Annotated in this window: 24 protein-coding genes; 11 read left to right on the forward strand and 13 right to left on the reverse strand. The window is 60.4% G+C overall.

All coding sequences use genetic code 11. The features are described from left to right. Positions 1 to 183 precede the first annotated feature (183 nt). Both V5B39_RS10690 and purB read right to left on the reverse strand, forming a co-directional pair. Positions 184 to 516, reverse strand: a complete 333-nt coding sequence (locus tag V5B39_RS10690) for a hypothetical protein (RefSeq protein ID WP_332342876.1) — start codon at positions 514 to 516, stop codon at positions 184 to 186. Then, positions 516 to 1,883, reverse strand: a complete 1,368-nt coding sequence (gene purB / locus V5B39_RS10695; RefSeq protein WP_332342877.1) for an adenylosuccinate lyase — start codon at positions 1,881 to 1,883, stop codon at positions 516 to 518. The genes V5B39_RS10690 and purB overlap by 1 nt, the downstream gene beginning before the upstream one ends. A 121-nt stretch (positions 1,884 to 2,004) precedes the next feature. On the opposite strand from purB, the gene V5B39_RS10700 reads away from it, so the two are divergent. Beyond that, a complete protein-coding gene (locus V5B39_RS10700; RefSeq protein ID WP_332342878.1) occupies positions 2,005 to 2,613 on the forward strand; it encodes a glutathione S-transferase in 609 nt (202 codons plus the stop codon). 14 nt (positions 2,614 to 2,627) lie between these two features. Here V5B39_RS10700 and motB read toward each other — a convergent pair whose 3' ends face one another. Together motB and motA are read right to left on the reverse strand one after the other, a co-directional pair. Beyond that, positions 2,628 to 3,593 (reverse strand): flagellar motor protein MotB, encoded by a 966-nt coding sequence (gene motB, locus V5B39_RS10705; RefSeq protein WP_332342879.1) that lies wholly within the window; start codon positions 3,591 to 3,593, stop codon positions 2,628 to 2,630. A gap of 32 nt (positions 3,594 to 3,625) precedes the next feature. Continuing rightward, positions 3,626 to 4,483 carry a flagellar motor stator protein MotA gene (gene motA, locus V5B39_RS10710; protein WP_332342880.1) on the reverse strand — a complete coding sequence of 286 codons (858 nt, stop codon included), beginning with the start codon at positions 4,481 to 4,483 and terminating at the stop codon, positions 3,626 to 3,628. Positions 4,484 to 4,776: 293 nt separating this feature from the next. On the opposite strand from motA, the gene V5B39_RS10715 reads away from it, so the two are divergent. Further along, complete coding sequence (locus tag V5B39_RS10715) at positions 4,777 to 5,346, forward strand: NUDIX hydrolase (protein WP_332342881.1); 570 nt, start codon at positions 4,777 to 4,779, stop codon at positions 5,344 to 5,346. On the opposite strand, the gene V5B39_RS10720 is transcribed toward V5B39_RS10715, so the two are convergent. From V5B39_RS10720 to V5B39_RS10760, 9 genes are all read right to left on the reverse strand, one after another. Further along, entirely contained in the window at positions 5,324 to 5,989 is a 666-nt protein-coding gene (locus V5B39_RS10720; RefSeq protein WP_332342882.1) for a TonB family protein, read from the reverse strand. The two genes, V5B39_RS10715 and V5B39_RS10720, sit on opposite strands and share 23 nt — an antisense overlap. 65 nt (positions 5,990 to 6,054) lie before the next feature. Next, positions 6,055 to 6,609, reverse strand: coding sequence for a FixH family protein (locus V5B39_RS10725; protein WP_332342883.1), 555 nt, complete (start codon positions 6,607 to 6,609; stop codon positions 6,055 to 6,057). Further along, positions 6,606 to 8,024 carry a cytochrome c oxidase accessory protein CcoG gene (ccoG, locus tag V5B39_RS10730; protein WP_332342884.1) on the reverse strand — a complete coding sequence of 473 codons (1,419 nt, stop codon included), beginning with the start codon at positions 8,022 to 8,024 and terminating at the stop codon, positions 6,606 to 6,608. Before ccoG ends, V5B39_RS10725 begins: the two co-directional genes overlap by 4 nt. A gap of 183 nt (positions 8,025 to 8,207) precedes the next feature. Next, a complete protein-coding gene (ccoP, locus tag V5B39_RS10735) occupies positions 8,208 to 9,107 on the reverse strand; it encodes a cytochrome-c oxidase, cbb3-type subunit III (protein ID WP_332342885.1) in 900 nt (299 codons plus the stop codon). After that, positions 9,104 to 9,298: a cbb3-type cytochrome oxidase subunit 3 gene (locus V5B39_RS10740; protein ID WP_332342886.1), complete on the reverse strand. Its 195-nt coding sequence runs from the start codon at positions 9,296 to 9,298 to the stop codon at positions 9,104 to 9,106. Before V5B39_RS10740 ends, ccoP begins: the two co-directional genes overlap by 4 nt. 7 nt (positions 9,299 to 9,305) lie before the next feature. Continuing rightward, on the reverse strand, positions 9,306 to 9,920 hold the full coding sequence (gene ccoO / locus V5B39_RS10745) for a cytochrome-c oxidase, cbb3-type subunit II (RefSeq protein WP_332342887.1): 615 nt from the start codon (positions 9,918 to 9,920) through the stop codon (positions 9,306 to 9,308). Between the two features lie 12 nt (positions 9,921 to 9,932). Next, on the reverse strand, positions 9,933 to 11,366 hold the full coding sequence (gene ccoN, locus V5B39_RS10750) for a cytochrome-c oxidase, cbb3-type subunit I (RefSeq protein WP_332342888.1): 1,434 nt from the start codon (positions 11,364 to 11,366) through the stop codon (positions 9,933 to 9,935). 284 nt (positions 11,367 to 11,650) lie between these two features. Next, positions 11,651 to 11,902, reverse strand: coding sequence for a cbb3-type cytochrome oxidase assembly protein CcoS (gene ccoS, locus V5B39_RS10755; protein WP_332342919.1), 252 nt, complete (start codon positions 11,900 to 11,902; stop codon positions 11,651 to 11,653). Positions 11,903 to 11,908: 6 nt separating this feature from the next. Then, positions 11,909 to 14,365 carry a heavy metal translocating P-type ATPase gene (locus V5B39_RS10760; protein WP_332342889.1) on the reverse strand — a complete coding sequence of 819 codons (2,457 nt, stop codon included), beginning with the start codon at positions 14,363 to 14,365 and terminating at the stop codon, positions 11,909 to 11,911. A gap of 73 nt (positions 14,366 to 14,438) precedes the next feature. Between V5B39_RS10760 and V5B39_RS10765 the strand changes: the two genes are divergently transcribed. From V5B39_RS10765 to V5B39_RS10805, 9 genes are all read left to right on the forward strand, one after another. After that, on the forward strand, positions 14,439 to 15,362 hold the full coding sequence (locus V5B39_RS10765) for a bifunctional riboflavin kinase/FAD synthetase (RefSeq protein ID WP_332342890.1): 924 nt from the start codon (positions 14,439 to 14,441) through the stop codon (positions 15,360 to 15,362). Between the two features lie 8 nt (positions 15,363 to 15,370). Then, complete coding sequence (ileS, locus tag V5B39_RS10770) at positions 15,371 to 18,199, forward strand: isoleucine--tRNA ligase (protein ID WP_332342891.1); 2,829 nt, start codon at positions 15,371 to 15,373, stop codon at positions 18,197 to 18,199. Beyond that, positions 18,186 to 18,698, forward strand: coding sequence for a signal peptidase II (lspA, locus tag V5B39_RS10775; protein ID WP_332342892.1), 513 nt, complete (start codon positions 18,186 to 18,188; stop codon positions 18,696 to 18,698). The genes ileS and lspA overlap by 14 nt, the downstream gene beginning before the upstream one ends. After that, positions 18,695 to 19,165 (forward strand): FKBP-type peptidyl-prolyl cis-trans isomerase, encoded by a 471-nt coding sequence (locus V5B39_RS10780; RefSeq protein WP_332342893.1) that lies wholly within the window; start codon positions 18,695 to 18,697, stop codon positions 19,163 to 19,165. The genes lspA and V5B39_RS10780 overlap by 4 nt, the downstream gene beginning before the upstream one ends. Before the next feature lie 10 nt (positions 19,166 to 19,175). Beyond that, complete coding sequence (ispH, locus tag V5B39_RS10785) at positions 19,176 to 20,096, forward strand: 4-hydroxy-3-methylbut-2-enyl diphosphate reductase (protein WP_332342894.1); 921 nt, start codon at positions 19,176 to 19,178, stop codon at positions 20,094 to 20,096. Positions 20,097 to 20,376: 280 nt separating this feature from the next. Next, entirely contained in the window at positions 20,377 to 20,841 is a 465-nt protein-coding gene (locus tag V5B39_RS10790) for a type IV pilin protein (protein WP_332342895.1), read from the forward strand. After that, positions 20,835 to 21,392: a GspH/FimT family pseudopilin gene (locus tag V5B39_RS10795; protein WP_332342896.1), complete on the forward strand. Its 558-nt coding sequence runs from the start codon at positions 20,835 to 20,837 to the stop codon at positions 21,390 to 21,392. The genes V5B39_RS10790 and V5B39_RS10795 overlap by 7 nt, the downstream gene beginning before the upstream one ends. Positions 21,393 to 21,401: 9 nt before the next feature. Then, on the forward strand, positions 21,402 to 22,040 hold the full coding sequence (gene pilV, locus V5B39_RS10800) for a type IV pilus modification protein PilV (RefSeq protein WP_332342897.1): 639 nt from the start codon (positions 21,402 to 21,404) through the stop codon (positions 22,038 to 22,040). Then, positions 22,037 to 23,083, forward strand: coding sequence for a PilW family protein (locus V5B39_RS10805; RefSeq protein ID WP_332342898.1), 1,047 nt, complete (start codon positions 22,037 to 22,039; stop codon positions 23,081 to 23,083). Before pilV ends, V5B39_RS10805 begins: the two co-directional genes overlap by 4 nt. Positions 23,084 to 23,111: the final 28 nt, after the last annotated feature.

Genomic DNA, 23,111 nt, shown 5'->3' on the forward strand with positions numbered 1-23,111 from the left:
CCCTGCGTGGTATGCAGTCGGACCATCGTGGATTGGGCCCACACCGTGGTCGCCAGGACAAGGCTGACGACGGCCAACAGGCCTGGACGCAGCAGACGCAGAAAGGTGTTCATGGACAGTCATTGAGCGAATGGATGGAAACGTGGATTATCCTGTCACCCGCCAGGAAACTCAACCTCGGTCTTACTCCTTGCGGTTGTGTATCGCGCCAAGCATGCTGCTGATCGCCGCGCAGGCCAGGGTGATCGCCAGGACCCACTCGCCGGTGGCCTTTTCAGGGCCGACGATCGAAGACCAGACGGCAGCGGCCAGGCCACCTGCCAGCAAGCCGAAAACGCCGCCGATGAATACACCACGCTTGATCGCGCCACGCCGACCGTCTTCGCCACAGCAGTACGGGCAATAGGACGAACCGGCAGGCACCAGACGCTCGCAACTGGGGCAAGGAATCCTTTCTTCGCCGACTTCGACCGGCGTTTGTTCTGCCGGACTCCTGGTGCTTTCCACAGGCGGCATCAGACCCTCCGTGCCAGTTCGGCCGCCATGCCAGTGTAATCCCATGGTGTCAGTTCGAGCAGGTCGGCCCTCGCCTTCGCCGGTATGTCCAGGGACTCGACGAAGCGCTGCATGTCCTCGCGCGAAACCCGCTTGCCGCGGGTCAGCTCCTTGAGCTTCTCGTAGGGGTTGGCAACCCCATAACGACGCATCACCGTCTGCACGGGTTCAGCCAACAGTTCCCAGTTGGCATCGAGATCGGCATGCAGACAGGCCGGATCGGCTTCAAGCTTGTTCAAGCCGCGTAACAGCGAATCGTAGGCGAGCAGCGTATAGCCGAGCGCGACCCCCATATTGCGCAGCACCGTCGAATCGGTCAGGTCGCGTTGCCAGCGCGAGACCGGCAGTTTCTCGGCGAGATGACGCAAGACGGCGTTGGCCAGACCAAGATTGCCCTCGGAGTTTTCGAAGTCGATTGGATTCACCTTGTGCGGCATCGTCGAAGAACCGATCTCGCCAGCCTTGAGTTTCTGCTTGAAGAAGCCCAGCGAGATGTAGCCCCAGACATCCCGGTTCAGGTCGATGAGGATCAGGTTGGCGCGCGCAAAGGCATCGAACAACTCCGCCAGCGCGTCGTGTGGCTCGATCTGAATCGTGTAAGGGTTGAATTCCAGTCCCAGTGATTCAACGAAGGTTCTGGCAAAGTTTTCCCAGTCAAAGTCCGGGTAAGCCGCAAGATGCGCATTGTAGTTGCCGACCGCCCCATTGATCTTGCCGAGCAGCGCTACCCTGGCGATCGCCGAACGGGCACGACCAAGGCGATAGGCCGCGTTTGCCATTTCCTTGCCGAGCGTCGTCGGCGTTGCCGGTTGGCCGTGCGTACGCGACATCATCGGCAAATCGGCCAACTCATGGGCGAGTTCCCTGAGACGGGCGATCGCCCTGTCAAGCATCGGCAGGAGTGTTTCGTCACGCGCCGACCGCAGCATCAGGGCGTGCGCAAGATTGTTGATATCCTCGGAGGTACACGCAAAGTGAATGAACTCTGCAACGCGCATGACTTCGGTGTTGTTCGCCAGACGTTTCCGGATCCAGTACTCCAGCGCCTTGACATCGTGATTGGTCACCGCCTCGATCTCTTTCACCTCTCCAGCCTGCCGCGGGCCGAAATCGGCCAACAACGAATCCAGCTCGGCGAGCGTTCCCGGTGAGAAAGCAGAAATCTCGGCAAAATGCGGCTCGGCAGCCAACGCCTTGAGCCATTCCAGTTCAACCTGCAAGCGGCGCCGAATCAGTCCATATTCGGAAAACTGCGGTCGCAGGGCATCCAGCCTGCCCGCATAGCGACCGTCCAGCGGTGAAAGAGCAGTCAGGGAAAACACAGGCATGCGGCCCTCCTCAAGGCGTACGCAGATAGCCTGCTATTCTACCTGTCAGTGAGATATGGCCGTAAACGGGATGCAGGCACGATGCTATAATCTTGTGCAAGCAATTACCATCAGGAAGCCAATGAAGCTTATCGGATCACTGACCAGTCCCTACGTCCGCAAAGCGCGCGTCGTGCTGGCCGAGAAGAAGATCGACTACGATTTCGAACTCGACTCTCCTTGGACACCGGAAAATCAGGTCGCCCACGTCAATCCGCTCGGCAAGATCCCGATACTCGTCCTCGACGACAATACGGTTCTGTTCGATTCACGGGTGATTGTCGAGTACCTGGACAACGTTGCGCCGAACAACAAGTTGATGCCGGGGCAAAATCGCGAGCGGACTGAAGTCAAACGCTGGGAAGCCTTGGCGGACGGCGTGTGCGATGCAGCCGCACTGGTTTTTCTCGAAAGGAAGCGGCCTGGCGCGCAGCAGAGCGGCGAATGGATGGCACGCCAGGAAGACAAGATCATCCGCAGCCTGGAGTTCATGTCAGGCGAACTGGCCGACAATACCTGGTGCATGGGAACCCATTTTTCGCTCGCTGACGTGGCTGCCGGATGTGCGCTCGGCTACTTGGCATTCCGCTTTCCCGACATCGACTGGCAGGAGAAGCACCCCAACCTCGCTCGTCTCTACGACAAGTTGATGCGGCGGCGTGCTTTCCTGGACACCGTCCCGCAAATCTGATCGGCGGCGGCTGATCAGCCGGATTTGCCGCCAGGGGTGACCGGTGGCGTCATCTTCTTGCTGTCGATTCCCTGCGCACCGACTTCGACCGCGTCGTTCTTGCCGTCCTCCTGCAACAGCGACTCTTCCGATCTTTTGTTCAGAACGACGATACTGATCCGGCGATTGACCGAACTGAGCGGATCGTTCTTGTCGAACAATACCGTGGACGCGAGTCCAACAACGCGCAATACCTTGTGTTCATCCATACCGCCGAGAATCATCTCGCGCCGGGACGCGTTCGCACGATTTGCCGAAAGCTCCCAGTTCGAGAAACCCTTTTCGCCACCGCCAAATTGCGCCGCGTCGGTATGGCCCGACAGACTCAGCTTGTTCGGTACGGCATTCAGCGCCTTGCCGATCTCGCGCAGAATCACCCGCGTATAGGGTTTCAGCTCGGCACTGCTGGTATCGAACATCGGACGATTCTGCTCATCGACGATCTGAATTCGCAAACCTTCACTGGTAATGTCGATCAGAAGCTGACTCTTGAACTGTTGGAGTGCCGGATTGCTCTCGATCAGTTTCTCGATACTCTGTTTGAGGTCGCTGAGCATCACCTTTTCGCGCTCTTCGAACTCCTTGCGCGCCAGTTCGGCATTGGTTTCCTTGAGGTTCACCGCCTTGCTCTTGGCCTCCACGTCGCCCCCCTTGACCTGCCCGGCGGTGCGCGACAAATCCTTGCCGCCACCCTTGAGCACACTCGAACTGTCACCCGTCCCTGAACCACCCGTCGAAGCGATCTTCAGCGGGTTCTGAAAATAATCGGCGATCCCTTTCAGATCACCACTGGCCGTCGACCCCAGCAGCCACATCAACAGGAAAAAAGCCATCATCGCCGTCACGAAATCGGCATAGGCGATCTTCCACGCCCCCCCGTGGTGACCGGCCGCGAATTTCTTGACGCGCTTGATGACTATCGGTCGGACATCGTCGCTCACTCAGTTCCTCCGGACGACTGCAACAGCATGGCTTACTTGCTCTTGCGGTTCTTGAGTTCTTCCTCGAGTTCGCTGAAAGTCGGACGAACCCCGGCCACCAGCGTCTTGCGCCCAAACTCCACGGCCACTTGCGGCGCATAACCGGACATCGACGCCAGCAGGACGACCTTGATCACCTGATAAATCTTCGCCCCGTCCTGCGCCTTCTGCTCAAGCAGGTTGGCCACCGGCGAAACGAAACCGTAGGCAATGAGAATGCCGAGGAAGGTCCCCACTAGCGCTCCGCCGATCATCTTGCCGAGCACGGCCGGTGGCTCACCCACCGACCCCATGACGTTGACCACCCCCATGACCGCCACGACGATACCAAAAGCCGGCACCGCGTCAGCGACCTTGGAGACCACATGCCCTGGGGTCTCGGCCTCGTGGTGGTGCGTCTCGATTTCAATATCCATCAGATTTTCGATCTCGATGGCATTGAGGTTGCCACCAACCATCATTCGCAAGTAATCAGTGATGAACTCCATCACATGATGGTCACTGACAAGCGACGGATATTTGCTGAATATTGGGCTGTTTTGCGGATTTTCGACATCGCTTTCGATCGACATCAGGCCTTCCTTGCGCACCTTGGCCAGCACCTCGAAGAGCATCGCCAGCAGGTCGACGTAGAGCACCTTGGTAAACTTCGACCCCTTGAAGATCCCCGGCAATGCACCCACGGTCGTCTTGATGACCTTGATGTCATTGGATGCGACAAAGCCACCGATCGTCAAACCAACGATCGCGACATATTCAAGTGGTACCCACAGGGCAGCCAGGCTGCCGTGAACCGAATAGGTTCCCAGTGCTGCCGCCAGAATGATCACATAGCCAACAATCAGAAACATCCGCCCTCCCCTCTCGCCCTTCTCGCTCTTCTCGTTATTGCACGTTCCGCGAACGTCGCTACTCCAAGCCCGTCATTGTCCCGCATTCTAGCCAGATTGCGAACCACGGACAGCAGGCAATTTCCGGGGCGTCGCTGCCTCATCTTCCGCATATGGCTGACAGTTCTTGCCGCACGAGCAATCTCGCGGGCGTCTTTGCTGCTCCCGCGCAATACCCCCGCGCACGTCTTCCTTCTCGGTACGAATCATATAAACTTGCCGAATGATCAAGCCATCGCCGAGGGGTTCCACCCATGAAATTCTGCAGTGAGTGCGGCCAAACGGTCAGCTTGATCATTCCCGAGGGCGACAACCTGCCACGCCACGTCTGCCAGCACTGCGGGACGATTCATTACCTCAACCCCAAGCTTGTCGTCGGCTGTATTGCCGAATGGCACGATCAAATCCTGCTCTGCCGGCGTTCAATTGCCCCGCGCTATGGCTTATGGACCCTGCCTGCCGGGTTCATGGAAAACGGCGAGACGACGACCCAGGCAGCCATCCGTGAAACGCTCGAGGAAGCCTGCGCCCGGGTCGATATCGGACAACTCTTTTCGCTGGTCAATGTGCCGCATATCAACCAGGTACACCTGTTCTACCGTGCCCGACTGCTCGATATCGGTTTCTCCGCTGGCCAGGAAACGCTTGAAACAACCCTTTTCTCGGAAGAGTCCATTCCCTGGCGGGACCTCGCGTTCCAGACCGTGACGCTATGCCTGAAGGCCTATTTTTCCGATCGCAGTACAGGCCGGTTCGTGTTCCACGAAGAAACACTGCAGCCCCGCCAGGCTTCGCACAGGGTTAGCGATCATCCTCCAGAGTGAATTCAATCGGTAGCAATACCCGGAAATCCTTCCCCCTGAGACTTTCTGGCAAGGTTGTGGTGGCCGAGGCCTGTTCGATCATCGACAGGGCCTGCTCATCGAGTGCAGCATGCCCACTGGATTGAACCAGCGAGAGTCGCGGGTTTGGCTGCCACGCGCTCAGGTTCACCGCGACCTCGACCCGACCTGCCCAGCCACGCTCCCGTGCCAGTAGCGGGTATCGCTTGAAACGGCGTGCAGCGATCGCCAGCGCGACCCGATACTGGCGCAGGTCGTCGGCACTGGCTCCTTCACTCGGTACATTGGACGTACCAGCGGGCGATGCTCCCCCCTCTGACACTGACGGCGACGGCGACGGTGACAAGCTCTCAGCTTTGCCAGGCGCCGGCAACGCCAGCGCTGCCGAGTCCACCGGGCGCCCCCCCGTTGCCTTGCGGACAGGTTGCACAGGAATCGACTGCGGCGCCGTTCTCAGGCGCGCTGACGAATCGCTGGAGGCAGGCAACGGCACGGCAATACCTGCCGGCAACGCCTGATTCGGTATCTTGAGCACCGCCAGAACGGGTTTGGTCGCCACGGCAAGGCGCACCGGAAAGGCTTCGACGACCATGGTCAACAGGCCCACATGTACCAAAGCGGACACCACCAAGGCAGACCACAAACGAGAATGGGCCGATTCCGGCATCGACCTGCGCTGACCCACCCAATCTAATCGGAATTTCCCTGGGTCGCTGCCGTTCCCGTTCCGACGGCAGCCACGGGCAGCCGCAGAACTGATTCTTTCCCGGCCATCCATTCGCCCACCAAGCGCCACTGCTGCCCATCGTCCTCGAGCGTAATGTGCCAGCGACCAGCAAACGGCTTCACGGTTCCGGTATAGGCCGCCCCTCCCCCGGCAGAACGTAGGACCACCTGCTGATCAAAACCCTGGCGCGTCGGGTGAGCGATGCGCAGCTTCAGCGTTTCCGGTAGGCGAACCCCGTCCTTGCCGCGTAGCAGGGCACGAATCCGATCTCCCTCGGTACCCATGAGCAACTCAGCCTCGATTCCCAGCTCGACAGCCCGATGGTCGCGTGCAGAGCGCTGATTGACCGTCAGGCCCTGCTTATAGTAGTCGTCTTCGACCAGACCATCACTGCTGACGACAGCCAGATAGGCGGTGAGAATACCTGCGACGATGACGATCAGAGGACCCAGCATCAACAGCCACGGCCACGGTTCGCGATACCACACCGGGGTGCCGACATTCAGTTTGGGGTTCATGGCAGGAAGAAACTCGTTTTCTCGCGCACGGCGATTTTTTCGTGCTGGTCGGCCCGGACTTCAAAGAAGATCGGGTTTGAACCCTTCTTGCCCGCCTCCGGTTCAACACGTGCGGACAGTGCCACCGTCATCGACGAAGCTGCCGGGATCTCCACACTGCGTTCGCCAACAATATCGATACCGTCAATACCGCTGACGCTGATCGAATAGCGATGTGGCGCTTCGTCAGTATTCGAAATGTGTAATCTGAACACGTTCTCGATGCGACCATCATCCGCCTCGCGTGACAACGTCGAACGGTCACGCAGGACATCCACCTTCAAGGGCACCCGGTGGGCGAGACTCCACGCTGCTGCCAGAATGATCGCCAGCAGGATGCTCGAGTACAGCAGCGTCCGCGGCCGCAGCAAGTGGGAAAACATCTCGCCGATGGTATAGTGCCTGGCCAAGGCATTCTCGGTCGAGTAGCGGATCAGGCCACGCGGGGAGCCCACCTTGTCCATCACCTGGTCGCAGGCATCGATGCAGGCCGCACAGGCAATACATTCGAGTTGCAGACCTTTGCGGATATCAATACCGGTTGGACAAACCTGAACACAAATGCTGCAGTCCACGCAGTCGCCGAGCGGCTTTGCTGTGGAGGCTGCGGCACCTTTCCGACGCCCCCCTCGTGGCTCGCCTCGTTCGGGGTCATAGCTGATGATCAGGGTATCCGGGTCGAACATCACCCCCTGGAAGCGCGCATACGGACACATGTATTTGCAGACCTGCTCGCGCAGGAAACCGGCCATCAGATAGAGGAAGGCCATGTAGAAAAATATCCAGAAGGCCTCCCATGGCCCCAGTTTGAACATTGCGATTTCGTTGAGCAATTCCTTGATCGGTGTGAAATAGCCGACGAAGGTGATTCCTGTCCACAGGGCCACCAGCAGCCACAGCGAATGTTTGATGAACTTGAGACGAAACTTGCGCGCAGACATCGGCTGCGCGTCGAGCTTCATTCGCGCCGGGCGTTCGCCCTCGATCTTGCGTTCGATCCACATCAGGATTTCGGTATAAACCGTCTGCGGACAGGCATAACCACAGAACAGACGACCACCCACGGCCGTCACCAGGAACAACCCGTACGCAGAAATCACCAGCAGTACGGCCAGGTAGATCACATCCTGCGGCCAGAAAACCAGGCCAAAAATGTAAAACTTGCGTTCGGTGATGTGGAAGAGCACCGCCTGCCGACCGCCCCATTCGAGCCAACACAGCCCATAGAACAAGGCCTGGGTCACGCAGACCATCACCCAACGCCAGCTGTTGAACAACCCGGTGACGCTACGGGCATAAACAGTATGATGTTTCTCATACAAACCATCGACTTGGATGGGAATTGCCTTGGCCTTGCCGCTGGCCATCTGGTTCATGATCTCAGCTCCGATCTATTTCAGAATTACATCGAACTCTGATATTACCTCTTTGGCGAGAGCATGGCGTTGATTTGAATCAGGGGAGCGCATTGCAGGTTCTGCAGCAAAGCAGCAGCGCAGCGCAAATATACGAAAGGAGCGGAGCAGCCCCAGCCGCTCCGCTCCGTTGATCCACCTTGACTACTTGCTGCCAGCGCTCAGACTCAACACGTAGGCGGCCAGGACGTGCACCTTTTCTTCGCCGAGGAAATCCTTCCAGGCCGGCATCTGGTTGGTGCGACCCTTGGTAATGGTCTCGATAATCGATCCTTCGGCACTACCGTAGAGCCAGATCTTGTCGGTCAGGTTGGGAGCACCCAGGGCATGCATGCCCTTCGCATCCGGACCATGACAGCCCGAACATCCGACGCTGTTGAAAGCCTCCTGCCCCTTGGCCACGCGCAGCGAATCCGCCGGCAAACCCGACAGGGATCGCACGTAATTGGCAAGATCCTTGATGGTTTCGGCTCCGATCTGGGCATGTGGCGGCATCATCCCGACCCGTCCGGCGCTGATCGTCTGGACGATCGCCTCCGGCTCGCCACCCCACTGCCAATCCTGGTCAGCCAGATTCGGGAAGCCTTTCGAGCCGCGTGCGTCGGCGCCATGACACTGCATGCAGTAGGTCAGATACAGACGCTTGCCGGTCTCGTTGCCTTCCTTATCGGCCGCCAGGGTCCGCAGGTCCATTTTCATGTATTTGTCGTAGAGCGGTTTGGTCTGTTCGTCGGCCTTGGCCACTTCCTTGGCCAGTTGTCCACTCGATGACCAGCCTAGCATGCCCTGGTAACTGCCAAGCGTCGGATAGAGCGCGCAATAGACGAGCGAAAAGATCACGGTAATGTAGAACAGCCACATCCACCACTTTGGCAGCGGGTTGTTGTATTCCTCCAGGGTCTCGTCCCAGACATGCCCAGTGGTATCGCCCTTGCCACCGGTGGGCACACTTTGCATCCACAACAGCACACCGCAGGCAATGATACTGACCAGCACGAAGAGAATAACGTACCAGTTCCAAAACTGATTCACAAAATCGTTCATGATGCTTTCCTTTGTCCGTTACGGTCCAGGCCCAATTCGGCCAGATCCGCCTCTTCATCGGCGAACGGCAGCATTGCCGCTTCTTCAAAGCGCTTCTTGTTGCCCTTCACGCCGTAGGCCCACCAGACTATCCCGAGGAAGGTCAGTAGGGAAACGACGGTCACGATGGCTCGCAGATTGTTGATGTCCATGCGCGTATTACTTGACGTTCTTCATTTCGATGCCCATCCCTTGCAAATAAGCGATGAGTACGTCCAGTTCGCTCTTGCCTTCAAGCTGCTTTCTGGCTCCGGCAATCTCGTCATCGGTATAGGGAACCCCAAGCTTTCGCAGGGCGCGCATCTTGGCCTCAATGCTGTTCGCATCAGCAGGCGCCTTCTCGAGAAAAGCGAAGGCAGGCATGTTGGACTCGGGAACCAGGTCACGCGGATTGATCAGGTGCGCACGGTGCCATTCATCCGAATAGCGGCCTCCGACCCGATGCAGGTCCGGGCCGGTACGCTTCGAACCCCACTGGAACGGATGATCGTAAACGAACTCACCAGCGACCGAATAATGCCCATAACGCTCGGTCTCTGCGCGGAACGGGCGAATCATCTGCGAATGACAAAGGAAGCAACCTTCGCGAATGTAAACATCGCGACCGGTCAGACGCACCGGATCGTAAGGCTTGAGCCCGGTCACTGGCTCGGTGGTGGACTTCTGGAAGTAAAGCGGCACGATTTCGGCCAGACCGCCAATGCTGACCACCAGCAGGGTGAGCACCACCATCAAGGTCACATTGCGTTCGATTGCATCATGCGTAAGTTTCATTTTTTTCTCCGGTCAGGCGTGATGAGCGGCTGGCACCAGGACGACGCGTGCATCATCGACCGAGCGGCCACCGGCGATCGTCTTGACCATGTTGTATGCCATGATCAGCATGCCGAACAGGAAGAGAAAACCGCCGAGAAAACGGATCGCCCAGAACGGATACGAAGCCTTGACCGATTCAACGAAGCTGTAGGTCAGCGTCCCGTCGAGATTGACCGCCCGCCACATCAGCCCCTGCATCACCCCGGCAATCCACATCGAGGCGATATAGAGAACGACGCCAATCGTCGATACCCAGAAGTGCACGGTAATCAGCTTGATGCTGAACATTTCGGACTTGCCGTACAGACGTGGCAACAAATAGTAGATCGAACCGATCGAGATCATCGCCACCCAGCCCAGCGCACCCGAGTGCACGTGACCAATCGTCCAGTCGGTGTAGTGCGACAGCGCATTGACCGTCTTGATGGCCATCATCGGACCCTCAAAGGTTGACATACCGTAGAACGACAGCGAGGTGATCAGAAACTTGAGGATCGGGTCGTCACGCAGTTTGTGCCAGACACCCGAGAGGGTCATCACGCCGTTGATCATGCCACCCCACGAAGGCGCCAGCAGAATCAGCGAGAAAAGCATGCCCACCGATTGGGCCCAGTCGGGCAGTGCCGTGTAGTGCAGATGGTGCGGGCCGGCCCACATGTAGGTGAAGATCAGCGCCCAGAAATGCACCACCGACAGGCGATACGAATAAACCGGGCGACCGGCCTGCTTCGGGACGAAGTAGTACATCATTCCCAGGAAGCCGGCCGTAAGGAAAAAACCGACCGCGTTGTGGCCGTACCACCACTGCACCATCGCGTCCTGCACACCGGCGTAGGCCGAATAGGATTTGGTCAGCGAGACCGGAATGGCGGCGCTGTTGACCACGTGCAGCAGCGCGACGGCGAGAATGAAGCCACCGTAGAACCAGTTTGCCACATAGATATGGGTGACCTTGCGCTTGGCGATGGTACCGAAGAACACGATCGCGTAAGCGACCCAGACCACCGTGATCAGAATGTCGATCGGCCATTCGAGTTCGGCGTATTCCTTGCCCGAGGTGAAACCCAGTGGTAGCGTGACCGCGGCCAGAACGATGATCAATTGCCAGCCCCAGAAGGTGAAGGCCGCCAGACCGTCCGAAAAGATCCTCGTATGACAGGTGCGCTGGACCACGTAGTAGGAGGTCGCGAACAAGGCGCTGCCACCAAAGGCGAAGATGACCGCATTGGTATGCAACGGGCGCAGGCGGCCGAAATGCAGATATGGCCCGAAGTTGAGATCAGGCCAGACCAGTTGGGCGGCAATGATCACCCCCACCAGCATTCCGACAATCCCCCAGATGACGGTCATCACGGCAAACTGCCGCACCACCTTGTAGTTGTATGTTGTCTGAGTTTCCGACATGGACTCACCTCGTTTTTGACTAGAAACCGGCTTTCACCGCCCTGAATGCCCTTATGCCGAGCATTGACTATGTAGATGCTATTCTAACCTTTCGGGCTCCAATTTGACACAGATCAAGCGCCACGGCCTTCGCCAGCGAATCATGCCGCACAAAAAAAGGGTGCGTTGCAACGCACCCCAACCCCAACAAAGAAACATCCCTAGCCCCCGCGCTGAATGCATCAGCAATCCCGCCATCGACGGGCAAATTATCCCAAGCCGCAGGGGAATTCTCTTGACTTGCGTCAAGAGTCGCGCAGATTGGCCGTCGGGTCTGGCCTGGAACTTTCCCGAGGAGGCGCGTCCGTGCCCCCCTCGGCAACCTTCTCTGACGCTTGCGACGATGGCGCTGACGAGTGATCGTCATCCATCAGAATGCGGTAGGCCGGTCCTTCGAGGTCGTCGAATTGACCGTTGCGCAGCGACCACCAAAAGGCGATGGCGATCAAAAAGACCAGCACCACGGAAATCGGAATCAGCAGGTACAGCGTCTCCATCATCGATCAGCCCTTGCAGCCTTTCTGCAGCCGCAACGAATTGGCGACCACCAGCAATGAACTCCCGGACATGCCGATGCCGGCCATCCACGGCGTAATGAAGCCGCTCATCGCCAGCGGCAGGGCAACCAGGTTATAGGCAAAGGACCATAACAGATTCTGCCGAATCACGTGCAAAGTACGCCGCGCAACGACCACGCCACGCCAGAGATGAGCCAGGTTTTCGGAAAGCAGCACCAGATCGGCCTGCGTGCGCGCCAATTGCGAACCGCCCCCCATGGCCACCGAAACCTGCGCCTGCGCCAACACCGGGGCATCATTGACGCCGTCGCCGACCATCGCCACCACCGCCCTGTTGGCCTGCAAGCGGCGCACATAGTCGTGCTTGGCCTGCGGTGACGCGTTCGCCAGAACCTCGTCGATACCCAGTGCCTGCGCAACACGGTGAGCAGCCGGTGCAGCGTCACCTGTCAACAGCGCCACCTGCCGCCCGCCGGCACGCAGTGCCGCGACCATCGCCGCCGCTTCCGGCCGTATTTTGTCGCCGAGGCGAAACAATGCAATCCAGTCCGACTCGTCGCCGAGCGCGATCACCGTATCGCCGCTCGCAGACAGGGACTGTGCGGCCTCCGGCAGAGGTTTGCCGTGTAGCGCCTGAACATAGTCCGGGCGGCCGAGACGCACCGCCCGTCCGGCATGTTGGGCGTTGATACCGGACCCCGGCTCGTTGCCCGGCTCGTCGACCGCCGGCAACAACTTGCCCCCGGTGGCCTGCCGCAAGGCTGCGGCGATCGGATGTTCCGACGCCTGCTCGAGAGCCGCCGCCAGCGCCAGACTGTCTTGCGGATCGAGTCTGCCAAGGGGCAGTATTTCAAGCACACACATCTCGCCAGTGGTCAAGGTCCCGGTCTTGTCGAAAACGAAATGACTGGCCTGCGCCAGGGATTCGACGGCATGGCTGTGCGTCACCAGCAGACCGATTCTGGCCATTGCTCCACTGGCCACCGTCAGTGCCACCGGGGTGGCCAGCGATAAGGCACAGGGACAGGTGACGACCAGCACCGAAACGGTGATCCACAGCATCTGCCGAGGGTCGATGAACCACCAGGCGAGAGCCACCACCGCAGCGAGCAACAGCAGCGTGACGATGAAGTGGCTGGCAATGCGATCCGCCAGTTCAACGATACGCGGCTTCTCGGTGGCCGCATGCTCCATCAGACGGACAATCGCCGACAGTCGGGTCGCATCGCCGACCTGCGTCACCTCGACCAGCAGCGGGCTCTCGATATTGACCGCCCCAGCCGTGACCGACACACCTGGGCGCTTCTGCACCGGCGCGCTCTCGCCCGTCAACAGCGCCTCGTTGGTACTACTCTCGCCTTCAATGACCTGCCCGTCCGCCGGAATCGTCTCGCCAGGTCTGACCAGAACGACATCGCCACGCCGCAGGTCGGCGGCCATCACCTGTTCGAAGTCGCGACTCGCCGGGTACGCCGATACTCGCGCCGCGACCGCCGGCATCAGCCTGGCCAGCGCCTCGGTGACGCTGACCGCGCGCTGGCGGGCCGTCATTTCCAGGAATCGGCCGCTCAACAGAAAGAATACGAACATCGTCACCGAGTCGAAATAGACCTCGCCACTGGCAGTCAGCGTCGCCCAGACGCTGGCTGCGAAGGCAGCGCCAATCCCCAGAGCCACCGGCACATCCATTCCCGCACGGCGCAGTCGGAGATCGCGCCAGGCATTGCGAAAGAAGGGCGCAGCCGAATAGCAGACCACCGGCACGGTCAGGACCAGACTGGCCCAGCGCAACAATTGTTCGACCGCCGGCGTCATCTCGCCAGTACCCGCGAAATATACCGGCACGGCGTACATCATCACCTGCATCATGCCGAAACCGGCGACGAACACCCGCCACAGCGCGCTGCGCCGTTCCTGGCGCGCCAGTTCCTCGCTTCTCGCGGTGTCGTAGGGATAAGCGCGATAGCCGATCGCCGAGATTGCCGCGAGGATGTCCGACAGCTTGATCCGCCGCCCGTCCCAGCGCACCCGCGCACGCCGCGTCGCGTAATTGATATCGACTGCAGTCACTCCGGCGAGACGGCAAAGCTGCTGCTCGTTGAGCCAGATGCACGCCGAACAGGTGATCCCCTCGAGAATTAGCGAGGCCTCCCGCTCGCTACCGTCAGGATCTTCGCCGAGGACCCGCACGAAACCCTTCTGGAAATCGGCGTGATCGTAGAATTGCAGGTCCTCGACGATCGCCGGCAGAGCTTCGTGTGGCGCATTCGGCAAGGCATCGCGGTGACGGTAGTAGTCGGCCAGCCCGTTGTCCACAATGGCCTGTGCCACCGCCCGGCATCCACCGCAGCACATGGCGCGCGGCTGCCCGTCGATGCTGACCGCCAGATCGACCGAAATGGGTATGGGCTGACCGCAATGGTAGCAATGGCTGATCTTCATCGCCGACCTAAGCAAGGAAAAGAAGACGAAACTGGTTATAATCGCATGTTTTGTCCGTCCCCACTCGCCCCCGATGCTCGTCTATCGCGGTTTTTCACAGACAGCGCCCAGTGCCACCGTCCTGACCGTTGGCAACTTCGACGGCGTGCACCTTGGCCATCGCGCACTGCTCGCTCGTCTGACGACGGCTGCGAGCAGCGCCGGCCTGCCGGCGGCAGTGCTTACCTTCGAACCGCATCCACGCGAATTCTTTGCCCCCGAATTGGCACCACCCAGGTTGTCCACACTGCGGGAAAAGCTCGAATTGCTCGCCGACGATGGCGTCAACCTGGCGCACGTCTGCCACTTCAATGCTCGTTTCGCCGCCTTGAGCGCCGAAGAATTCATCGAACGGGTGCTGGTTGACGCGCTGCGCGTCCGGCATCTGATCGTCGGCGACGATTTTCGCTTCGGTGCCCGGCGCGCCGGCGACTTTGCAACGCTGCGCGACGCCGGTGCCAGGCTCGGCTTTCAGGTCGAGGCCATGGAAAGCATCATGCTCGATGGCGAGCGCGCTTCGAGTTCGGCCGTTCGCGACGCCCTGCAATCCGGGCGACTCGAGCACGCGGCGCGTCTGCTCGGCCGTCCCTACTCGATCGACGGACGCGTCATGCGTGGCGATCAAATCGGGCGACAACTCGGTTTTCACACGGCGAACATTCGTATCAAACACGCACGGCCACCGCTGCAGGGAGTCTTTGCGGTCGAGGTCAAAGGCCTGCCAGGTGGCCCGCACCGAGGCGCCGCCAACCTCGGCTACCGGCCAAGTGCCCAGCAAGTGGTACGGCCGCTGCTCGAAGTGCATCTGCTCGATTTCTGCGCCGACATCTATGGCGCCCATCTGAACGTCCGCTTCCTGCACAAGTTGCGGGATGAAATGAAATTTCCTGACTATGGCGCTCTCAAGGCGCAGATCGCCAGCGATGTTGCCGCCGTGAAACAGTACTTTCAGTTGTGAGAACCGCCATGGCCGACTACAAGAAAACCCTCAATCTCACCGACACTCCCTTCCCGATGCGTGGCGACCTTGCACGCCGCGAACCGCAGTGGGTTGCCGACTGGCAACAGACCCGGCTCTACGAGCGCATCCGCGAAGCCTCGCAGGGGCGCCCGCGCTTCGTCCTGCACGATGGCCCCCCCTACGCCAACGGCGACATTCACATTGGCCATGCGGTCAACAAGATCCTCAAGGACATGATCGTCCGTGCCAGGACGCTGGCCGGCTTCGACGCGCCCTATGTCCCGGGCTGGGACTGCCACGGCCTGCCGATCGAACACCAGATCGAGAAACTGCACGGCAAGCATGTTCCGGCCGACCGCGTACGCGAGCTGTGCAGGGCCTTTGCCAGCGAACAGATCGAGCGTCAGAAAAAGGATTTCATCCGCCTGGGCATTCTTGGGGAATGGGACAAACCCTATCTGACGATGGACTTCAGGACCGAGGCCGACGAAATTCGCGCGCTCGGCCGGATTCTCGAAAAGGGCTACCTTTACCAGGGCCTCAAGCCGGTCAACTGGTGTCTCGATTGCGGTTCCGCACTGGCCGAAGCCGAGGTCGAATACGAAGACAAGACTTCGGCAGCGATCGATGTCGCCTTTGAAGTACATCCGAATCATTCCGACAAGGTAGCCAGGGCTTTCGGTCTGACGCACCTGCGCGGGCCGGCCTTCGCGGTAATCTGGACGACGACGCCGTGGACGCTGCCGGCCAACGAGGCCGTCTGCGCACACCCGGAATTCGACTACCAGTTGATCGACACCCCGAAAGGTGCGCTGATCCTTGTGCGTGAACTCGCCGAAATTTGCTTGCAGCGCTATGCGCTGACCGGCACGGTGATCGGCGCGGCAAAGGGCGTCGCACTCGAGCAGGTGCTGCTCAAACACCCGTTCCAGCCGCGCGACGTGGCGATCATCTGCGGCCGGCATGTCACCGTCGAGGCCGGTACCGGCCTGGTACACACCGCACCGGCGCACGGCACCGACGACTACCTGATCGGCAAGGTCTACGGTCTGCCGGTCAACAATCCGGTCGGCGATGACGGCCGCTTCGTTGCCGGCACGCCAGCGCTGACTGTCGGCGAACTGGCCGGCAGGACGGTCTGGGAAGCCAACCCGCTGGTCCTGCAGGAACTGGCCAGCAACGGCCGTCTGCTCAAGTCCGAAAAAATCCAGCACAGCTACCCACACTGCTGGCGCCACAAGACACCGATCATTTTCCGTGCCACCACGCAGTGGTTCGTCGGCATGGAGCACCGCCCCAACTCGCCCGGCGCCACGTCGGCACCGCCTGGCGACGAACAACCGACGCTGCGCTGGTGCGCCGAGCGCGCGGTCGACGAAACGCAGTTCTTCCCGTCCTGGGGTCGTGCGCGCCTCGAAGCGATGATGCGCACGCGCCCCGACTGGTGCGTTTCCCGGCAGCGCAACTGGGGGGTTCCCCTGCCCTTCTTCCTCCATCGCGAGACGGCGGCGCTGCATCCGCGCACCGGCGAACTCATCGAAGCCGTCGCGCAACGCGTTGAAAAAGCCGGCATCGAAGCCTGGTTTGCGCTCGACGCCAGCGAACTGCTCGGCGCCGAAACCAGCGAGTACCGCAAGATGAGCGATACCCTCGACGTCTGGTTCGACTCCGGGTCGACGCACTCGAGCGTCCTGCGCGGCTCGCATCGCAGCCAACTGGCCTATCCGGCCGACCTCTATCTGGAAGGCTCGGATCAGCATCGCGGCTGGTTCCAGAGCTCGCTGCTGATCGGCTGTGCGATGGACGGCCGCGCGCCCTACAAGGCCTTGCTGACGCACGGTTTCGTCGTGGACGGCAAGGGCCTGAAGATGTCGAAATCAAAAGGCAATGTCATTGCACCACAGAAGATTGCCGATACCCTCGGCGCCGAGATCCTTCGCCTGTGGGTCGCAGCTACCGACTACTCGGGCGAACTGTCGATCTCCGACGAAATTCTCAAGCGCGTCGTCGAAGCCTACCGCCGCATTCGCAACACCCTGCGCTTTCTGCTCGCCAACACCTCGGACTTCGACGCCAGCCGCGACGGACTGCCGATTGAGGAATGGCTGGAGATCGACCGCTACGCGCTGGCCATGACCAGGCAAATGCAGGCACAATGCGAGGCCGACTACGAACGCTTCGAGTTCCACCGCGTCGTGCAGTCGCTACAGACCTTCTGTTCCGAAAACCTCGGCGGCTTCTACCTCGACATCCTCAAGGACCGCCTATACACCACGGCCGCGACTTCCCCGGCGCGTCGCTCGGCGCAGAGCGCACTATGGCACATCCTGCAAAGCCTGACCAAAGCGATGGCGCCGATCCTCTGCTTCACTGCCGAAGAGATCTGGCAACTACAGACCGGCGACCGCGAACAGTCGGTGATGCTGCACACCTGGCAGGCGCTGCCGGCACCGGCGTCTGAAGGCGAACTGCTCGAGAAATGGGACAAAATCCGCAGTTATCGCGCCGAAGTCATGCGTGCCCTCGAAGAACTGCGCATCGCGGGCAGCATCGGTTCACCGTTGCAGGCCGAGGTGAGTCTCTACTGCGATGGCGAGAAGTACGAGATTCTCTCTTCGCTGGGGGACGACCTGCGCTTTGTCCTGATCTGCTCGCAGACCCAGGTCATCCGCGACGCCAACGACCGGCTACTCTGTGCGCCACTGGCCCATGCCAAATGCGAGCGCTGCTGGCACCTGCGCCCGGATGTCGGAGTTCACCCCGATCACCCCGGCCTCTGCGGTCGCTGCATCGAAAACCTGTATGGTGAGGGCGAAACTCGTGCCTTCGCGTAACATCGACCGCTGGCTGTGGCTGGCCGGCATCATCGTCGGCGTCGACCAGATCAGCAAGTGGCTGGTTCTCGCCTGGCTGCAACCTGGCGACTCGATCTACGTCGCACCTTTCTTCAACTGGGTACTGACCTTTAACCCCGGCGCCGCCTTCAGCTTCCTTTCCGACGCTGGCGGTTGGCAGCGCTGGTTTTTCACGGTCCTGGCGCTGTCCATCTCGGTCTGGATCGTCAGCATCCTGCCGCGCCACAGCGCTGAGTTCAGACTCTCGCTGGCCCTCACCCTGATCCTCGGTGGCGCACTGGGTAACGTCATCGACCGCCTGCGCTTCGGTGCCGTGATCGACTTCATTCAATGGCACGCTGCGGGTTTCTACTGGCCAGCCTTCAACATCGCCGACTCGGCCATCTGTATCGGCGCGCTGCTGATGGCCTGGGACCAGTTTGCCCGTAAACCGGGCACGCCCGACCCCATGCAGACCCGCTACCGGGAACCGTCTTGATCGACACGCCGAACGCCGACCTGCCGCCTGCCACTGTCGCCACAGTGAGGTCCGACAGCTTCCTGACGCTGCACTACCGCCTCTCTGCCGATGACGGCAGCGATTACGTCAGCACTTTCGACCTCTCGCCGGCGACCCTCCAGATGGGCAGTGGCCAGCTTGCCGACTCGCTCGAAAACTGCCTGCTCGGTCTGGCCGCCGGCAAGCGCCACGTTTTTTATCTTGCCGGTCTGGACGCCTTTGGACCCCACAACCCGCGCCTCGTCGAACGCATCGCCCGTAGTGCGTTGCCACCGGAAATCGAACTTCGGGTCAACTCACTGATCGAGTTCAGCTCCCCGGACGGAGCGACCAGCTTTGCCGGTTTTCTGCGCGAGCTGACCGACAGCGGTGCGCTCTTCGATTTCAACCATCCACTCGCCGGCAAACCGATCCGTTTCGAAGTCGAAATCGTCGCCATCATGTGAGGCCCCCCGCATGCAGGTCATTCTCGCCAATCCACGTGGTTTCTGCGCTGGTGTCGAGCGCGCCATCGCCATCGTCGAACGTGCCATCGAAACCCTCGGCGCACCGATCTACGTCCGCCATGAAGTGGTGCATAACCAGTTCGTCTGTGACGATCTGCGTGCCAAGGGCGCCATCTTCATCGACGAACTGGCTCAGGCACCCGCCGGCAGTACCGTCGTATTCAGTGCCCACGGCGTCTCAAGGGCAGTCCGTGAGGAGGCCGCAGCACTCGGCCTCAAGGTCTTCGATGCCACCTGCCCACTGGTCACCAAAGTACACGTCGAAGTTGCCAGGATGCGCAAGGAGGGCCGCGAGATCGTGATGATCGGCCACAAGGGGCATCCTGAAGTCGAAGGAACCATGGGACAGAGCCCTGATGGCATGTATCTCGTCGAGACCGTCGCCGACGCACGCCAGTTGCAGGTCAGCGCGCCGGCCCGCCTGGCGTACGTCACGCAGACCACCTTGTCGGTCGACGACGCCGCCCAGGTAGTCGCGGCCTTGAAAGCACGCTTTCCCGAGATCATCGGCCCGAAAAAGGACGACATCTGCTACGCGACGCAGAATCGGCAGGATTCGGTCAAGCAATTGGCCAGGACCACCGAAGTCATACTCGTCGTCGGCAGCCGGTCGAGTTCCAACTCCAACCGCCTGCGTGAAGTCGCCGAACTGATCGGCAGCCGCGCCTATCTCATCGACCAGGCCGAGCAGATCGACCCGGCCTGGCTCGCCGGCGCCAGCCGGATTGGCGTCACCGCCGGCGCCTCCGCCCCGGAGGTACTGGTCCAGGAGGTCGTCGATCGCCTGTCGGGTGGCGACCCGGCCAAGGTAGGCCAACTCGACGGTGCCGAAGAGAACGTGACCTTCGCCCTGCCGCGCGAACTGCAGTAGTCGTCACCCTGGGCGAACCACCACCCTGGATTTGCTCATTCGCCTGGCGGCTGCCGACTTGCTTGCCATTGCATACAGACGATCTCGAAAAGTGCCTGGCTTGACCACTGCCGGCCCTTCGCTCTCACCCGAGCGAATGTACCCTGCACCACTCATCTCCCACAAGCTGCCGTATATCGTGCCGAGCTTGCTCGCAGCCGACCCTCGACTATGATGAGCGGTGTCTGAGTACCGCCCGACTCGCTTGAGGCCATGCCCAACACTTCACCTCCCAGGCAAAATGATGATCAATCATCCAAGAGAACCCAACAGTTCCGGCTTTACGCTGATTGAATTAATGATGGTTGTGGCGATCATCAGCATTTTGCTGGCGATTGCCGTGCCGGCCTACAACGAGTATATCCGTCGCGCCCATCGTGCCGCCGCCCAGCAATTCTTGCTCGATGTTGCGCAGCGTCAGGAGCAGTATCTGCTTGACAATCGGCAGTACGCAACCGTGCTCGGTGTCGGCGCTGGCGGACTGGGCATGACCACTCCGGCAGACGTTGCCACGGACTACGCCGCCCCGGATTTTACGGGCGTGAATAACGCGGCCACGCCTCCTTCCTTCCTGCTGTTCATGGCCCCGAATGCCGGCGCCAGAATGGCAGGTGACGGGAATCTGGTGATCAACAACAGAACCCTGAAGTGGCGAGACACCGATGGCGATAATGTTTACACGGCAGGCACGGACAAGCCATGGTAGCGGCCAGCAAACCAAGGCGGAATCACGGCTTCAGCCTGATTGAACTGATCGTCGTCATTGTCATCCTCGGGATTCTGATGAGCATGGCCACGCTTCCCTTTCAGGAAATGATCGCCAATCAACGCCTCAGGACAGTGACTTCGGACCTCACGGCTGACCTGGCCCTGGCGCGCATCGAAGCAATCAAGCGCGGCACCCGCGTCGGCATCACGCGTACGACGACCCAGTGGATTGGTGGCTGGCAGGTCTTTGACGATGTCGACCGCGACGGGGTATGGGATGCCGGTGAAGGGGTTCTCATCTCCCGACCGGCCCTCGACAATACCGTCAGAGTCTGCAGCGTTGGTACGAACGTGGACAATTCGATCGACGTTCTGAGCTTTGGAGGAGACGGTCGGGTGCGCACCTATAATGCCGGGACCGAAAAAACGGGGATTCGGGGGATCACCGTCAGTTCCACGCTCACTTCCCCGAGCGTGCCGGCACGCCTGCTGGAGTTCAGCCCGACGGGTCGTATCACGACCGTCAGCGGCGTTGCCGGTTGCCCCTGAGGACGCGCCATGAAATTCTTTCACCAGGCCATGCGCGGATTCACCCTTCTTGAGGTGCTGATTTCCCTGCTCATCCTCATGATTGCTTTGCTCGGCATTGCCGCCCTCATGCTCAAGGGGCAGCGCGCCGGGTTCGAGGCCTACCAACGCCAGCAGGCGCTGGCCATGGCTCAGGAAATGGCCGAGAAAATCCGCGCCAATCAGGGCGGAGCCCCGTTTTACGTGACGGGGGTCACCGAAGGGACGGGCATGCCTGGACGAGGAGGCTTGTTCGCCACGTACAAGGCGCTCGCCAGCGACGCCAAGTGTTTGAGCGGTCCCAATTGCACCAGCCAGCAGATTGCGCAGAATCACCTCGCCACCTGGGATGGGGTGCTTGCTGGTGAATCGGAAATCAAGGATGCTGCGACCAACCGTGTCGGTGGCATCATCGGCGCCAGGGGATGCATCGAAAGACCCGACGCCACACAAGCGGTATTCCTGGTCAGCGTGGCGTGGCAGGGTGAGAGCGATACCGTCGCCCCGGATGCAGTAACAGCCTCGGCATGCGGCGCAGGACTTTACGGAACCGCTGCACGCCGCCGCCTGGTCACCCTCACGGTGGTCACCTGCCAGTTGAACGCCGCCGCACCCTGGGGATGTTCATGATCATCATGCGCAAGTTCATTCGGCCCGCAGCACGCGCCCGACAACGCGGTATGACCTTGGTCGAAGTCATGGTCGCCATGACGATCGGCATCATCCTGCTGCTCGCCCTGGGCGGTTTGTTCGCCAATTCCACCCGCGTGTTCAAGGTCAATGATGAATTCTCCCGCATGCAGGAGAACGGCGCCTATGCACTCAACACCCTTGGCGCCGACCTTCGTATGGCGGGCTTCTATGGCCACATGGCCACCAACGACCTGGCCATTCCGGTGGCCATTGCCATTACCAACGATTGTGGCACCAACTGGGCCATCAATTTCGCGCAAACGCTCGGTACGGACACGCTTGCCGGCATGTCCTGCATCAATGCCGCCAATTTCCTCAGTGGCAGCTTCCTTCTCGTGCTGCGCGGGGCCACTGGCACCGCGGTCCTGCCTGCCGCGCTGAGCGCCGGGACTCTGTATGTACAGTCAGATCCGAGCGGCGGGATCCTGTTCCGGGGCGACCAGTATGCCGGTTTGGGGACACCGCCCAAACGACTTTTTCTGGGTGGAACCGAGGCACCAATCTATCCCTATCAGGCCAGGGCCTACTATCTTCGCCCCTGCAGTCGCCCTACCGGTACGGGCGGAGCCTGTCTTGCCACCGATGACCACAACCAACCGATTCCCACCTTGGTACGGCAGGAACTTGCCGGCACGACCATGACCGAGGTCGCTATCGCGGAAGGCATCGAAGCGGTACGGATTCTCTACGGTCTTGGCACCGGCGGTACGGGTGCGCCGGTGACCTATACCGAGACCCCGACGGCCGCACAGTTTGCGGAGCGGGTGGTGACAGCGAGAATCTCCCTGCTGGTTCGCTCGCCCAAGCCGAGCAACGACTATGACGATCGCAGCCGCTCCTACGATCTGGATGGCGACGGGACCGCCGAATTGAACTGCCAGGAGGACGGTCTGCCCTGCAACTATCACCGACATGTCTTCACGCAATCCTTTCAGGTGCGCAACATCGCTCAACGACTTGCATTTTTACCCTCATCATGACCATCCCCATGAAAACAACCGCTCAATC

The organism is Accumulibacter sp., assembly GCF_036625275.1.
GTDB lineage: Bacteria > Pseudomonadota > Gammaproteobacteria > Burkholderiales > Rhodocyclaceae > Accumulibacter.

Coding starts and splice junctions, on each gene's coding strand:
- V5B39_RS10690 (WP_332342876.1), bottom strand. CDS start 516: ATGCCGCCTGTGGAAAGCACCAGGAGTCCGGCAGAACAAACGCCGGTC.
- purB (WP_332342877.1), bottom strand. CDS start 1,883: ATGCCTGTGTTTTCCCTGACTGCTCTTTCACCGCTGGACGGTCGCTAT.
- V5B39_RS10700 (WP_332342878.1), top strand. CDS start 2,005: ATGAAGCTTATCGGATCACTGACCAGTCCCTACGTCCGCAAAGCGCGC.
- motA (WP_332342880.1), bottom strand. CDS start 4,483: ATGTTTCTGATTGTTGGCTATGTGATCATTCTGGCGGCAGCACTGGGA.
- V5B39_RS10715 (WP_332342881.1), top strand. CDS start 4,777: ATGAAATTCTGCAGTGAGTGCGGCCAAACGGTCAGCTTGATCATTCCC.
- V5B39_RS10725 (WP_332342883.1), bottom strand. CDS start 6,609: ATGAACCCCAAACTGAATGTCGGCACCCCGGTGTGGTATCGCGAACCG.
- ccoG (WP_332342884.1), bottom strand. CDS start 8,024: ATGAACCAGATGGCCAGCGGCAAGGCCAAGGCAATTCCCATCCAAGTC.
- ccoP (WP_332342885.1), bottom strand. CDS start 9,107: ATGAACGATTTTGTGAATCAGTTTTGGAACTGGTACGTTATTCTCTTC.
- V5B39_RS10740 (WP_332342886.1), bottom strand. CDS start 9,298: ATGGACATCAACAATCTGCGAGCCATCGTGACCGTCGTTTCCCTACTG.
- ccoO (WP_332342887.1), bottom strand. CDS start 9,920: ATGAAACTTACGCATGATGCAATCGAACGCAATGTGACCTTGATGGTG.
- ccoN (WP_332342888.1), bottom strand. CDS start 11,366: ATGTCGGAAACTCAGACAACATACAACTACAAGGTGGTGCGGCAGTTT.
- ccoS (WP_332342919.1), bottom strand. CDS start 11,902: ATGGAGACGCTGTACCTGCTGATTCCGATTTCCGTGGTGCTGGTCTTT.
- V5B39_RS10760 (WP_332342889.1), bottom strand. CDS start 14,365: ATGAAGATCAGCCATTGCTACCATTGCGGTCAGCCCATACCCATTTCG.
- V5B39_RS10765 (WP_332342890.1), top strand. CDS start 14,439: ATGCTCGTCTATCGCGGTTTTTCACAGACAGCGCCCAGTGCCACCGTC.
- ileS (WP_332342891.1), top strand. CDS start 15,371: ATGGCCGACTACAAGAAAACCCTCAATCTCACCGACACTCCCTTCCCG.
- ispH (WP_332342894.1), top strand. CDS start 19,176: ATGCAGGTCATTCTCGCCAATCCACGTGGTTTCTGCGCTGGTGTCGAG.
- V5B39_RS10790 (WP_332342895.1), top strand. CDS start 20,377: ATGATGATCAATCATCCAAGAGAACCCAACAGTTCCGGCTTTACGCTG.
- V5B39_RS10795 (WP_332342896.1), top strand. CDS start 20,835: ATGGTAGCGGCCAGCAAACCAAGGCGGAATCACGGCTTCAGCCTGATT.
- pilV (WP_332342897.1), top strand. CDS start 21,402: ATGAAATTCTTTCACCAGGCCATGCGCGGATTCACCCTTCTTGAGGTG.
- V5B39_RS10805 (WP_332342898.1), top strand. CDS start 22,037: ATGATCATCATGCGCAAGTTCATTCGGCCCGCAGCACGCGCCCGACAA.